Annotated in this window: 10 protein-coding genes; 5 read left to right on the forward strand and 5 right to left on the reverse strand. The window is 60.7% G+C overall.

Features of this window, described 5'->3' with window-relative positions; all coding sequences use genetic code 11:
• Positions 1-31: 31 nt before the first annotated feature.
• The 3 genes from ACLBW8_RS03815 to pmrG form a co-directional block, all read right to left on the reverse strand.
• A complete protein-coding gene (locus ACLBW8_RS03815) occupies positions 32-1,549 on the reverse strand; it encodes an ArnT family glycosyltransferase (protein WP_221295182.1) in 1,518 nt (505 codons plus the stop codon).
• A 26-nt stretch (positions 1,550-1,575) separates the two neighbouring features.
• On the reverse strand, positions 1,576-3,231 hold the full coding sequence (arnT, locus tag ACLBW8_RS03820; protein WP_447804616.1) for a lipid IV(A) 4-amino-4-deoxy-L-arabinosyltransferase: 1,656 nt from the start codon (positions 3,229-3,231) through the stop codon (positions 1,576-1,578).
• 189 nt (positions 3,232-3,420) lie between these two features.
• Positions 3,421-4,095: a lipopolysaccharide core heptose(II)-phosphate phosphatase PmrG gene (gene pmrG / locus ACLBW8_RS03825; protein WP_447804617.1), complete on the reverse strand. Its 675-nt coding sequence runs from the start codon at positions 4,093-4,095 to the stop codon at positions 3,421-3,423.
• Between the two features lie 274 nt (positions 4,096-4,369).
• On the opposite strand from pmrG, the gene ACLBW8_RS03830 reads away from it, so the two are divergent.
• The 4 genes from ACLBW8_RS03830 (at position 4,370) to ACLBW8_RS03845 (ending at position 10,149) form a co-directional block, all read left to right on the forward strand.
• Entirely contained in the window at positions 4,370-5,038 is a 669-nt protein-coding gene (locus ACLBW8_RS03830) for an ABC transporter ATP-binding protein (protein WP_447804618.1), read from the forward strand.
• 1 nt (position 5,039) lies between these two features.
• On the forward strand, positions 5,040-7,502 hold the full coding sequence (locus ACLBW8_RS03835; RefSeq protein ID WP_447804619.1) for an FtsX-like permease family protein: 2,463 nt from the start codon (positions 5,040-5,042) through the stop codon (positions 7,500-7,502).
• Complete coding sequence (locus ACLBW8_RS03840) at positions 7,492-8,556, forward strand: lipocalin-like domain-containing protein (protein WP_447804620.1); 1,065 nt, start codon at positions 7,492-7,494, stop codon at positions 8,554-8,556. Before ACLBW8_RS03835 ends, ACLBW8_RS03840 begins: the two co-directional genes overlap by 11 nt.
• 150 nt (positions 8,557-8,706) lie before the next feature.
• A complete protein-coding gene (locus ACLBW8_RS03845) occupies positions 8,707-10,149 on the forward strand; it encodes a hypothetical protein (RefSeq protein ID WP_447804621.1) in 1,443 nt (480 codons plus the stop codon).
• 50 nt (positions 10,150-10,199) lie between these two features.
• Here ACLBW8_RS03845 and ACLBW8_RS03850 read toward each other — a convergent pair whose 3' ends face one another.
• Complete coding sequence (locus tag ACLBW8_RS03850; RefSeq protein WP_447804622.1) at positions 10,200-11,300, reverse strand: SMP-30/gluconolactonase/LRE family protein; 1,101 nt, start codon at positions 11,298-11,300, stop codon at positions 10,200-10,202.
• 2 nt (positions 11,301-11,302) lie between these two features.
• Positions 11,303-11,974, reverse strand: a complete 672-nt coding sequence (locus ACLBW8_RS03855) for a sterol desaturase family protein (protein ID WP_447804623.1) — start codon at positions 11,972-11,974, stop codon at positions 11,303-11,305.
• A gap of 317 nt (positions 11,975-12,291) precedes the next feature.
• Between ACLBW8_RS03855 and ACLBW8_RS03860 the strand changes: the two genes are divergently transcribed.
• Positions 12,292-13,215 carry a substrate-binding domain-containing protein gene (locus tag ACLBW8_RS03860; RefSeq protein WP_262665423.1) on the forward strand — a complete coding sequence of 308 codons (924 nt, stop codon included), beginning with the start codon at positions 12,292-12,294 and terminating at the stop codon, positions 13,213-13,215.
• Positions 13,216-13,230: the final 15 nt, after the last annotated feature.

Below are 13,230 nucleotides of genomic sequence, written 5' to 3' on the forward strand. Positions count from 1 at the left end.
GTGGGGCTTAGCCGCGATAGCCGTGTGGCAGTCAGCGTGGTGTGGGAATAAACGCCACGCTGCCGCCTGAGCGCTTCTTGAACATCCGCTCGCCATTGTCTGGCTGAGTAGTGACCACCGTGTGATCTTTGCCCAGGTAGGCCAATGGCGTCGGGTCGTCCTTGGAATACTGCGCGACGATAATGGTGTGCTGCGGGTCGAAGCCCTGGCCGCTGGTTTGTTCCAGCCAGGCCATCAAGGCAGCGCTGTCGCCCTGGCGTGGGAAGTCCTGGGTTTCGCTGACGTAGTAGAACGGTTTGCCGCCGTTCTGCAGGTACATCGGCAGCTTGTTGTCGACTTCCACCAGCACCATCTGCCATTGGTTCCACGGTGCGCTTTTGACCGCTTCGGCTTGTACATCCTCGGCGAAGCGGGTTACGCCGCCATTGCCGGTGGTCCAGGGGTAGATCACACCCAGCACCAGCATCAAAAAGCCCGCGGTAATACCAAAGCCTTTTTGCCAACGTGGCCAGCTGGCGGTTTTTTTCTCCAGACGCTCACTCAACCACCAGGCGGCCAGCAACTGCGCGAAAGGCACCAGTGGCAACACGTAATAGCTGCGGCGGCTGCCACTGGCGGTGAAGAACACAAACAGCAGGCCCAAGCCCCATACCAGCCAGCGCACGTTTGGTGGCGTCTGGCGCCAGTGGCGCACAGCCAGCCACAAACCGAGCAACCAGCACGGCGCCCATGGCAGGGTGTAGGCAGGCAGGTAGATCAAGTAGGTATAGATCGGCCCCATGTGGTCGAACGGGTCGAAGAAACGTACGACGTTTTCCTTGAACACCAGTTCGAGGCCGCTTTCGCCGTAAGTTGGCGCGCCATAGAAGTGCGAAAGCACAAAAGGAATCGCGTAGAACGCTGCAGCGATCAGCATGGCCAGCAACAGGCGCAGGTTCAGGTGACGCTTGTAGCGGTGTTCGCTGAGCAGGTGCGGTAACAGCACCAGGCCCGGAAGTACAAAGCCGATTAAGCCTTTGAACAGCGACGTCGCGGCCAGCAGCAGGAAAAATACCGTGTAGCGCCCCAGCCGGGTGTCATCCGGCCCACGCCAGTACCACCAGACAGCTGCCAGCACACCACACACAGTGAGCACATCGGCGGTGGCCACCCGTGCCCAGAACAGAAAGTAGAAGGTGGTGGCCAGCATCCAGCCGGCAATCAGCCCGGTGCCTTTGCGAAACAAGCGTTCGCCAATCAGATAGACCAGCCAGATACTCAGCCAGGCCCCAATGACCGACGACAGGCGCAGTGACCACGGGCCGAGCCCGCCCATCACGTTGGCGAAACCGGTGATCAGCCAGTAAGAGGGCAGGGGTTTGTCGTAATAGGGCGCGCCCTTGAGGTACGGGTCGAAGTAGTCACCGCTCTGCAGCATTTGCAGAGCGATGTTGGCCCAGCGGGTTTCCGGCCCCCACAAGTCGCGACTGCCCAGGCCCAGCAGCAGGAGTAACGCCGAGACGCCAAGCAGCAACACCAAGGCGCCGCGTTCGGTTTTCCAGAAGCTCATGGGCTTTTCTCACAGCAGACGTAACGTTAAGGGAGCTTCGGATAGATGATCAGTAACAGGGCGCCCTTGCGATACCGCTTGCCCCCTGGTGGTAGCTGGCCTTCTTCACGATGTTCGCTGGTGCTCTTGACCCGCATCAGCACGCCCACAGAACCTTGCTGGCGCGCCTCGGTGAGCCAGGTCTGGACGCTGTCCAGGTCGACCTTGCGCTGCACCGAATCGGCATACGTCAGGCCATAGCGCAGTTCGCCTTCGGTGTCATAAAACGACACTTCAGGCCGACGCACACGCCAGGACAATGCTGACGCCGAGCCCAGCTCGTTGCTTAGCAGAGCATGGGTTTGTTGCAATTCATCCAGATGCTCAAGCACGAACTGATCAGGCATTTCGGTATCGGTGATCATTGCCGGCATACCTGCCGGCAACAACGCCACCAGCAAACCGATGCCCAGTGCCGGTGTCGCCCATAAGGTCAGCGGGCGAACCGCTTGCAGCAGGTTGGCCAGGATCCAGGCCAACAGCACGATGAAGGCCAGGGACAGGCTGAACATCTCGGCGTGACTGTTGCCGTACATCGGGTTGCTGATTTGCAGGTAGATCAACCCCACCATCGCCACCAGGCCGATCACGGCATTAACCAGGCCATTGATCAGGATCGTGCGTGTTTTGCCTTGTTTGATCAGGTCAGTCAGCGCATGGCCCATCAGCAGGGCCAGGGGCAGCAGGCACGGCATGATGTAGGTCGGCAGCTTGCCGCGGCTCAGGCTGAAGAAGGCCAAGGGCAGCAGCATCCACAAGGCGATAAAGACGATGGGCGGCTGGGCTTTTTCTTTCCAGGTTTTGATCAGGGTGGCCGGTAACAACCCGGCCCATGGCAAGCATGCCACGACCATGATCGGCAGGAAGAACCACCATGCGCGTGCGTGCTGTGCGTTGTCGGCCGCGAAGCGACGGATGTGCTCATGCCAGAAGAAGAAACGCCAGTAGTCCGGTTCCTGCAAGTGAATGGCCAGGGCCCACGGTACGCAGACCAGTGCGGCGACCACTATCGCCAATGGGCCATACCGCAACAACTCGCCCACGCGACGCTGCCAGAGTATGTACGGCACGGCGATCAGCACGGGCAACAGCCAGGCCAGAAAGCCCTTGGTCATAAAACCCATGCCGCAAGCAACGCCCAGCACTGCCCAGGCGCCCAATCGGCCACGCGAGGTTTGGCTGTCCAGAGCAAACCACAGCGCAACCAGGCTGAGGTTGACCCAGAACGTAAATTGCGGATCGAGGTTGGAATACCCGGCCTGGCCGGCTACCAGCCCGAAGCTCATGTAGAGCAGGGCGCAGGCGAAGCTTTTGCGCGGGTCGTTCCACAAGCGGCGAGCGATGAGATAAGCCAGTACGACGCTCAGCCCGGTGGTCAAGGCCGAGGCGATGCGCACGCCGAACAGGTTTTCGCCGAACACAGCCTGGCCCAGGGCGATCAGCCAATAGCCGGCGGCGGGTTTTTCGAAATAGCGCACACCCATGAAATGCGGTGCGACCCAGTTGCCGCTCAGGAGCATTTCCTGGCTGACCTGGGCATAGCGGGTTTCATCCGGGATCCATAAGCCGTGCAGGCCCATGGGCAACAGGTAGAACACCGCGAAGGCCAATAGCAATAGCGGTAGGGGTTTCAATCGGGTCATGAAAACGTCGCTCCCTGACGTTTAATGGCTGCATAGGAGGGTGTACAAGTAATAACGGAATGCATCACAAAGTTCACTAAGTGGCTGAAAGTATTCATGACGTCCTGATGTAACGGGCGCAGCTAAACATGCCAGAAGAGGGCTGTCGCCTTGCTGAACATGAATGTTGCGAAGTGTGTCGAAAAGTGTCTAGAGCTTCTTCAGCACGTTAGCCCACGCCGCGCTGTTGATTTTTCCCAGCGTCTCGAACTTGCCGTTTGCCAGCACCCGCACAAACAAGGCACTGCCATACTCGGAAAACCTCGCACGGGGGAAACCCAATGCTGTTTCGAAGTCCGAGATACAGCCGCTGTGGGTGACAAATACCAAGTTGCGTCCAGGCTGCTTGTGGCTAAGCAGTTCTTCGCCAATGGCTTTGCCGCAGATGGATTTTTCGCTGGTGGTCAACTCGGCCTTGCCGAACATGAAGTGCGATGTCTGTGCGGTACGCAAGGCCGGGCTGGCAATCACGTCGCTGTTTTCCATACCCAGGGCCTTGAAGGCCTTGCCCACTTCTTGAGCACGCTGGGTGCCCAGGACGGTGAGGCCTTCAGGCGCTGCGAAGCACGGGTTGGGCGAACGGTCGCAGCGCTCTTCATGACGCACCAATACGATCAATTCGCCATTGCGCCATGCGGGCACTACTTGTGAGTTCAGCAGGCGATCGCCAATGCCAAGATCACGCGGCGATGCTGGCCACAACATAAACCCGGCGAGCAGCAGCACGATGACTGCAAGGCCTGCCCACCACTTTTTGAATCCTTTGAAATAGCCACGGCGCACGCGCGGTTTGGTCAGGGTAAGGTCAACCACATCATTCACCATGGGCACTGTAGGCAGTGTTTTATTAAGTAGGCGCAACGCATCGACGCAATCCCGTAGGGGAGTGAGAGGCTGTCACAGGGCTGCTGTCTTTTCGCTGAACATCTCGCGGTTATAAGAAGTCGCGGTTGGCAACTAACAAGTTGCCGAATTTCGACGCTTGGAGGGCAATGTAGAGGGGCGAGGGTGGGCAAGCGGTGAAATCCATGTGAAAAATTTGCGTAGGGCTGACAGTCAGCCGTTATTCTCGTTCGGAGTCCTTCAAACGAGCGTTCTTATGTTGCAGGTGCAAGGTGTGCTTAAAAGCTATGTCACCCCGCAAGGCCCGTTGCCAGTGCTGGCGGGCGTCGACTTGTACCTGGGTGAGCGTAGCAGCTTGGCGCTGATGGGCGAGTCGGGCAGCGGAAAAAGTACCTTGCTGCACCTGGTGGCCGGGCTCGATCGGGTGGACGGCGGCCGTATTCAGGTGGGCGAGCAACGTCTGGATCAACTGAGCGAGGCGCAACTGGCCCGCTGGCGTCGTACCGAAATTGGCCTGGTGTTCCAGCAGTTCAACCTGATCGGCAGTTTGCGTGTCGAGGACAACCTGGCGTTCCAGGCCCGCTTGGCAGGGCGCTTTGACCCGCAGTGGCAGGCGCAGTTGGTTGAGCGCCTGGGCCTGGGGGACTTGCTCAAACGCTATCCAGAACAGCTGTCCGGCGGCCAACAGCAGCGGGTCGCGGTGGGGCGTGCGTTGGCGTCGCGCCCCGCTTTACTGCTGGCCGATGAACCCACCGGCAATCTCGACGAAGCCACCAGTGATGATGTGCTGCAATTATTGCTGGACCTGCTGCGCGACAGCCCGACCAGCCTGTTGATGGTCACCCACAGCCCGCGCGTCGCTGCGCGCCTGGACCAGCAGGTGGTGTTGCACCGTGGCCGTGTCGTGCCTGCGGACGCGTGTTGAGATGGCGGTGTTTTATTGGACGTTGCGCGCGCTGCTGAACCATTGGCGGCGGCACCCGGTGCAGTTTTTCAGCGTGCTGACCGGGCTGTGGCTGGCCACTGCGCTATTGACCGGCGTGCAGGCGCTCAACAGTCAGGCGCGAGACAGCTACGCGCGTGCCAGCCAACTGATTGGCGGTGAGCCGCAGGCCAGTCTCACTGCGCCGGACGGTGCGAGCTTCCCCCAAACACTGTTTGCCGAACTGCGCCGCGCCGGGTGGCCGGTGTCGCCGGTGGTGCAGGGGCGTTTGGTGCTCAAGGGGCAAGAAGAACAACGCCTGCAATTGATGGGCATCGACCCGTTGTCGTTGCCTGGCGGCGGGGCCGTGGCGGGACAGCGGTTGAGCCAGGCCCAGAGGGTTGCGTTTTTCAATCCGCCGGGGCGTACCTGGATCGCCCCGCAAACCTTGTCGGCCCTGGGCTTGCACGAAGGTGAGCAACCGCTGACCACAAGCGGGCGAGCGTTGCCGCCGTTGCAGGTGCAGCAGGACATGGCCCCCGGCGTGTTGTTGACCGATATCGGCTTTGCCCAGCCCTTGCTGGAGATGCCCGGGCGACTGTCACGCTTGCTGCTGGACAAGGCGTTTGCTGCCAACCACCCCACTCCGCCGGCCACGCTGCAACTCAAACAGGGTGAGGAAAACAACCTCGCGCGCCTCACCGAAAGCTTTCACCTGAACCTCGACGCCTTGGGCTTTTTGTCCTTTGTGGTGGGGCTGTTTATCGTCCACGCGGCCATTGGCCTGGCGCTGGAGCAACGGCGTGGGCTATTGCGCACCTTAAGGGCTTGTGGGGTCAGCGCTCGGATGCTGATCCTCAGCCTGGGTGTCGAACTCGGCGTGTTGTCGCTGCTGGGCGGCGTGCTCGGTGTCGCGAGCGGTTACCTGTTGGCCAGCCTGTTGCTGCCGGATGTGGCCGCCAGCCTGCGCGGTCTTTACGGCGCTGAGGTGCCGGGCCAATTAAGCCTCAGCCCAGGGTGGTGGTTGGCTGGGTTGGGCTTGAGCCTGCTGGGCGCGCTGCTCGCAGGCGGCAGTAGCCTGTGGCGCGCGGCGCGTTTGCCCCTGCTGGCGCTGGCCAATGCCCAGGCCTGGCACGATGCCCATGGGCGCTGGTTGCGGCGTCAGGGCTGGGTGGCGGGGACTGCGCTGGTCATCGCCTTGCTGGCGCTGTGGTTGGGTGACAGCCTGGCCGCCGGGTTCGTGCTGATGGCCAGCCTGTTGCTGGGGGCGGCGCTCGGCCTGCCGGTGGTGCTCAATGGTGTGTTGACGGTGGTGCTCGGGCGCAGCCGCTCAGTGCTGGGCCAGTGGTTTCTCGCCGACTGCCGCCAGCAACTGCCTGCCTTGAGCCTGGCGTTGATGGCATTGCTGCTGGCGTTGGCGGCGAATATTGGTGCGGGTTCCATGACCTCGGGCTTCCGCCAGACGTTCAACAACTGGCTGGAACAACGCCTGACTGCCGAGTTGTACCTCAACCCGCAAAACCCGGCCCAGGCCGAACAGCTCACGACCTGGTTGGCGCAGCAACCGCTGGTGCAAGCGGTGCTGCCTACGTGGCAGGTCGCGGTGCAATTGCAGGGCTGGCCGGCGGATGTATTTGGGGTGGTCGACGACCCGACTTATCGCCAGCACTGGCCATTGCTGGAGGCCGCGAGCGCGCCTTGGGACCGGTTGCTGCAAGGCGATACCGTGATGCTCAGTGAGCAATTGGCGCGCCGGTTAAACGTGCGGCTGGGGGACGCGATTGCTATCCCCACACCTGCCGGCCAGTGGTCGCCCAACGTGGTGGGGATATACGCCGACTACGGCAACCCCAAAGGCCATCTGCTGGTCAACGCGCAGCACCTGTTGGCGCATTGGCCGACGCTGACACCGGCGCGTTTCAACCTGCGGGTGCTGCCGCAGAACGTGCCACCGTTGGTGCGTGAAATACAGCGCGTATTTGCCCTGGAGGACAACCGCATCGTCGATCAGCAGCAACTCAAAGGCTGGTCGAGCCAAGTGTTTGAACGCACCTTCGCCGCCACCGCCGCCTTGAACAGCCTCACCCTCGGCGTGGCCGGTGTGGCGTTGTTTATTAGCTTGCTGACCCAGAGCCAGAGCCGTCTGGGTCAACTCGCGCCACTCTGGGCGCTGGGGGTGACGCGGCGACAATTGATGCTGCTCAACCTTGGCCAGACCTGGCTGCTGGCCGTATTGACCCTGGTGCTTGCTTTGCCGTTGGGCCTGCTGCTGGCATGGTGCCTGGACGCAGTGATCAATGTGCAGGCGTTCGGCTGGCGTCTGCCGTTGCAGGTGTTCCCGTGGCAGCTTGCCCAATTGTTGGGGCTGGCGATGCTCGCCACCCTGTTGGCGTCGGCCTGGCCGCTATGGCAGTTATACCGCAGCCGCCCGGCCGATCTGCTGAGGACCTTTGCCAATGAAGATTAAAACGCTGTTGTGGGCAACGGTATTGCTGTTGAGCGCGTGCGACAAAGTGCCCGCGCCGCAAGAAAGCTTCGCGGGCCTTGGCAGCGATGCGGCGGACTTTGCCCAAGTGGTGCCCGGTAGGGTCTTCAGTTTCCCCGAGGACCATGGCCCGCATGATGGCTTTCGCATCGAATGGTGGTACGTCACTGCCAATCTCAAAGACGCGCAAGGCAATCTGTTCGGCGTGCAGTGGACGTTGTTTCGCAACGCGTTGAAGGCCGGGCCTACGCAGCCGGGCTGGCACGACTCGACGATTTGGCTGGGCCATGCCGCCGTCACCTCCGCTACCCACCATTACGCCGCCGAGCGCTACGCCCGTGGCGGTATTGGCCAGGCGGGTGCTCAGGCAGTGCCGTTCAATGCCTGGATCGATGACTGGAATTTCGTCACCCGCCCAGGCGCGGCAAGCTCGTTGACGGATATGCAACTCAAGGCCGGCGGCCCGCAGTTCGCCTACGACTTGCACCTGACGTCGAGCCGTCCACTGGTGCTGCAAGGTGACAAGGGCTACAGCCGCAAATCCGATCAGGGGCAGGCGTCCTACTACTACAGCCAGCCGTTTTTTGCGGCCGCCGGCAGCGTCAGCATCGACGGTAAAACCTACCAGGTCAGCGGCCCTGCCTGGCTCGACCGCGAATGGAGCAGCCAACCCCTGGCAGCCAGCCAGACCGGTTGGGACTGGTTCTCGCTGCACCTGGACCGTGGCGAGCAGTTGATGCTGTTTCGCGTGCGGCAAAAAGACGGCGCGGGTTACCTGACCGGCACCTGGATCGACCAGCAGGGCCAAACCCAGACCCTGCACAATGCCGATATCCAGCTCACACCGCTGGCCACCACCGACATTGACGGGCGAGCTATTCCCACGCGCTGGTCGCTGAAAATACCCGGTAAACAGCTGGATATAACCACCCAGGCCGTCAACCCGAAAGCGTGGATGAACCTGAGTATTCCGTACTGGGAAGGGCCGGTGCAGTTTGACGGTGGCGTGGGGTATTTGGAGATGACGGGGTATTAACCGCGCTTGTTCTCTTGCCAGCAGGCAACGAGTCCATATCAATATAAAAAATACTGTACATGCATACAGCTATGTCCTACAGTCCATCCCAGGTGACCGGATGTCACCGGTCACCCGAGCTTCAATTTTTTAACTATGGATGGATAAAAAATGAAACCCACAAAAGCCCTGATGCTGGGCGCGGCCATGATGGCCTCCTGCTTCATTTCGGCCTCTGCCCTGGCCGAGCCAACCCTTCCCCAACTCACCCCCGGAACGGTCAACCAAGGTGTGATCGATGCGCTGAAACCTGGCGGCACACTGACTGCAGTGCCGATCTCGGACGAGCTACGGCAAAAGTTCCTGGACGCCAAAAATGGCAAGGTAAACGCAACCCCCAAGGCGGCCAAGTCGGCGCCGTTCAACACCGCCGTCAGCGCGTTGAAAAAACCGAGCCAGGCCAGCCTTAAAAGTGCTGCTGTCGCCGCCTTTGAACCGCTGTTTCCCACCCTGGAGATCAACACCCTTTACACCATCACCGAGGTGCAAACCGGCCAGGAATTTCCCTACCACTTCAACCTGCCGAAAAACGCCCGGGTGCTGGTGCAGTTGATCAATCAGACTGCCGGCGCCGATATGTCGCTGACCCTGTTCCGTGATGACGGCCAGGGTAATCCGCAGTTGATCGACACCTCCGACAACCCGGGCAATGCCGATGAATACCTGGGCGGCGTACTGCCTGCTGGGGACTACTACTGGTACATGGTGGCCAAGACCGCGAACAACGCGCAGTTCAGTTTCGGCGTGGCGGCGGACACCAACATCGATGCCTTTGAGCCCAATGACAGCGCGCAAACCGCCTTTGTGCTGCCGGACTCGATGAACAAGGTGACCGGTAACCTCGACAATGCCAACGACGTCGATTACTTCGACTTCAAGGCCGTGCGTGGCCAAAGCGTGAGCATGTACCTGGCGGGCGATGAGAGCGGCAGCCGCAACCAGTGGATCTTCGACCGCTTCGATGGCACCAATTGGGTCACCGTGCCGGCCGGTTCCACCTCGACTTACCCGAGCGTAACGCCGGGCGCGACCGTCAAGGTGCGTGTGCGTGCCAACCCTGCGGTGACGCAGGACCCGACCAAGCAGTACGCATTGAGCCTGGGCTCCACGCCACGGTTGAACACGTCGGAGGTGAAGGGCGACAACATCGTGCGGGTGCCGGCATCGATATTCTGGATGGCGACCCAGGCTGGACGCACGTTGAACTGGAGCACCAATTGGTCCGACTCCACTGGCGCGCCTCTGTTGGGGGTCACGCCGGTCCTGCGCGTCGACAAGCGCTTTGATGGCGCCGAGTTCCACTGGACCGACTTCAAGGCCAGCACCAACAGTGCGGGCACATCCCAGGCCAGTGCCGCGCTCGGTGAATGCTTCGGCGAATACCGCGTGCAATACCCGGACAGCAGCACCGGTGTGAAGTACAACTGGGAAACCACCTTCAACTTCGGCGGCTGGCGTATCGAGTTGGCAGAGTTCCCGGGGGTGGGTGTCGGCGGTGACAATGTGCCTTATGTGACCTTTGGGCACATCTGCACGCAGAACATCATCCACTGATACGCTGAGTCATGGAAAAGGGGCAGCCTGATTGGGCTGCCCCTTTTTTGTCAGTCGCGAGCCAGCGCCTGTTTCAACGGCAAGCGCGCCATGCTCGTGCTTTTCAACGAGCCGAGGTACAACCAATCGCCATATTCCCGCGCGGTGGTAATCGGCGAGTAATTGCCCGCGCTGCCATCCTGCAAGTTGGCGATGACCTGGCCGTTGGTGTCCAGCCCGAGCACGAAGGCTTTGTGCTCGATGGGTTTGGGCACCACCATCAACGCCCGCGCCATGACCTTGCGCAAGAAGGGGTAGCCGGCGAAACCATCCAGCAATGGATTGCGTGGCGAATACAGGGCGACCCAGAAACGGTCGTGCCCGTTGAAACTGAGGTTGTCCGGCAAGCCTGGCAGGTTGTCGGCAAACAGATCGTGGCTGCCGGCGCGTTCGCCTTTGAGCCAATAGCGGCTGATGCGATAGGCGCCGGTTTCATTGACCAGCACATAGTTTTCATCCGGGCCCAAGGCCACGCCGTTGGCGAATTGCAGATGGTCGAGCAACACCTGGGTGGTCCCGTTACTGAAGTCATACCGCAACAGGCGGCCGTCGCCGCCATGCTCGATCACGGCTTCGCCATCCTGGCCGTAGCCCCAGCGGCTTGATGAATCGCTGAAATACCCATAGCGTCCGCTGGCGTCGATGGTCACGTCATTGGTAAAGCCAAACGGTACGCCGTTCGCGGCGCTGCTTAACGGCGTGAGTTGGCGATTGGCATCGAGTGCAAGCAAGCCCTTGACCCCGTCAGCCACGATCAAGCGCCCATCCGGGTGAAACGCCAGGCCGAGGGGCCGGCCGCCGGTGTTGGCGAGCACTTCCAGGGTATGGCTGTCGGGCGATGTGCGGATGATGCGCCCGTCATGCAAGCCGCTGATCAGAAACCCCTGGGCATCCAGCAACAGGGCTTCAGGGCCGGGAATGTCTTGTGCGCCAATCTTTTGCACGGCCTTAAGCCGCTGGTTCTCGGCGTAGGTGCCTTCCTTCATCGACGGCGCCTTGGGCGCAGACCAATTCACCGGTTGCACGTTGGTCGGCATCAACAGCAGAAAGGCGGTCACCGCAAGCGCAAGCACGAACAGTAAATGACGCAGGTTTTTGGGGCGGTGGCTCATGACTATTCCTGGTTGTCGTGGGCGTTCGGTTCCCAGTGCAAGGTGCCGAACAGGTAATCCATCAGCGGTAGAACGATATTGAAGTTGCGCCCGTGCATGAGCTCGCGACGGTGATGCAGAGCGTGCAGTTGGTGCATCTGGCGAATCCACGGTAGGCGCGCCACTGGATGGTGGGCGGGCAGGTGTTCGCAGGCATGGAACACTTCATAGAGCAAGTAGCCGAGGATCATGCACCCGGCAAACAGCCCGGCCACATTAGGGCTCAGCTGCTTGAGCAGCCACCACGCGGGGAGGGTGATGGCCAGGCTGTGCAGCACGATCAACCAGGCGGGAAACAGAATCACACGCCAGTCTTTGGGGCTGTCGAAGGTCATGTGGCCGGGGGTGAAGAAGCTGTGATGATCGCCGGTGTGGCGTGCGTAGAACAGGCGGGTGAAGGGGTGTTTGTGGTGCCCGAGGTGGCGGTGCACGAGATAGATGCAGAGGTTGAAAAACACCAGGGTCAGGGGGACGGTCAGCCACTGGAGTGGGGTGATGTGTTCGGTGGAGCACCAGGCCAGGGTGATGCAAAAGAGGCCGTAGCCGAGGACAAAACTTGCATGCAGCCATGGGTTGTAATGGCGGTTCACTTCGCTGCGGTAGCGGGTGCGAAAGGTTTCGGTGGGGTGTGCCATGGCGGGAAGCTCGGTATTTTTTTGTTGGAGGCTGAGCTTAGTTGGTGCGCGAGATTGTGCGAGTTTTTGCGCAGTACACGCAGCCTCTGTGGGAGCTGGCTTGCCTGCGATGGCATCCACGCGGAATGCCTGATGCACCGGGGTGTCGGCATCGCAGGCAAGCCAGCTGCCACATTTGATCTCGTTCGATTTGGAGTGCCATTCGGCCCCGAGTGACCAATGGCCTCTTGCACAGCCCCCATTTACTTGCTAGTTTCTCGCAAAATGTTAACGATAACATTTGCTCTAAAAATAAAAACAAAACAGAGACCCACGCCATGAAAATGCTCCCGAAAACCCTGTGTTTACTGGCTGTCAGCATCACCCTCGGCAACGCGGCTCCCGCTTTCGCCGACGCCGCCAAGCCCATCCGCATCGGCGCCTCCTTCCAGGAGATCAACAACCCCTATTTCGTCACCATGAAAAACGCCCTTGAAGAGGCCGGCGCAACCATCGGTGCGAAACTGATCATCACCGACGCCCGCCACGACGTGTCCAAGCAGGTCAGCGACGTCGAAGACATGTTGCAAAAAGGCATCGATATCCTGCTGATCAACCCGACCGATTCGGTCGGCGTACAGTCTGCGGTCAAATCCGCCCACGCGGCCGGTGTCGTGGTGGTCGCAGTAGACGCTCAGGCCGATGGCCCGCTGGACTCTTTCGTCGGCTCGAAGAACTTCGACGCCGGCTTCCAGGCTTGTGAATATCTGGCCAAAAACATCGGCGATAAAGGCAATATCGCGATCCTCGACGGCATCGCCGTGGTGCCGATCCTCGAACGTGTACGCGGTTGCAAAGAGGCCGTAGCCAAGCACCCCGACATCAAGATCGTCAGCATCCAGAATGGCAAGCAGGAACGTGACCAGGCGCTGACCGTCACCGAAAACATGCTGCAGGCCCAGCCCACGCTCAAGGGTATTTTCAGCGTGAATGACAACGGCTCCCTCGGTGCACTCTCGGCCATCGAAGCCAGCGGGCTGGACGTGAAATTGGTCAGCGTCGACGGCGCGCCGGAAGCGATCAAGGCGATCCAGAAACCCGGCAGCAAATTCATCGCCACCTCGGCGCAATACCCCCGCGACCAGATCCGCCTCGCCCTGGGCATCGCCCTGGCCAGGAAGTGGGGCTCGCAAGTACCCGCCACTGTCCCGGTGGACATCACTTTGATCGATCAGGCCAAGGCCAAGGACTTCAGCTGGTAATTCGCCCAGGCCCCA

Source organism: Pseudomonas sp. M5A4_2d (assembly GCF_053345295.1).

Coding starts and splice junctions, on each gene's coding strand:
- ACLBW8_RS03815 (WP_221295182.1), bottom strand. CDS start 1,549: ATGAGCTTCTGGAAAACCGAACGCGGCGCCTTGGTGTTGCTGCTTGGC.
- arnT (WP_447804616.1), bottom strand. CDS start 3,231: ATGACCCGATTGAAACCCCTACCGCTATTGCTATTGGCCTTCGCGGTG.
- pmrG (WP_447804617.1), bottom strand. CDS start 4,095: ATGGTGAATGATGTGGTTGACCTTACCCTGACCAAACCGCGCGTGCGC.
- ACLBW8_RS03830 (WP_447804618.1), top strand. CDS start 4,370: ATGTTGCAGGTGCAAGGTGTGCTTAAAAGCTATGTCACCCCGCAAGGC.
- ACLBW8_RS03835 (WP_447804619.1), top strand. CDS start 5,040: ATGGCGGTGTTTTATTGGACGTTGCGCGCGCTGCTGAACCATTGGCGG.
- ACLBW8_RS03840 (WP_447804620.1), top strand. CDS start 7,492: ATGAAGATTAAAACGCTGTTGTGGGCAACGGTATTGCTGTTGAGCGCG.
- ACLBW8_RS03845 (WP_447804621.1), top strand. CDS start 8,707: ATGAAACCCACAAAAGCCCTGATGCTGGGCGCGGCCATGATGGCCTCC.
- ACLBW8_RS03850 (WP_447804622.1), bottom strand. CDS start 11,300: ATGAGCCACCGCCCCAAAAACCTGCGTCATTTACTGTTCGTGCTTGCG.
- ACLBW8_RS03855 (WP_447804623.1), bottom strand. CDS start 11,974: ATGGCACACCCCACCGAAACCTTTCGCACCCGCTACCGCAGCGAAGTG.
- ACLBW8_RS03860 (WP_262665423.1), top strand. CDS start 12,292: ATGAAAATGCTCCCGAAAACCCTGTGTTTACTGGCTGTCAGCATCACC.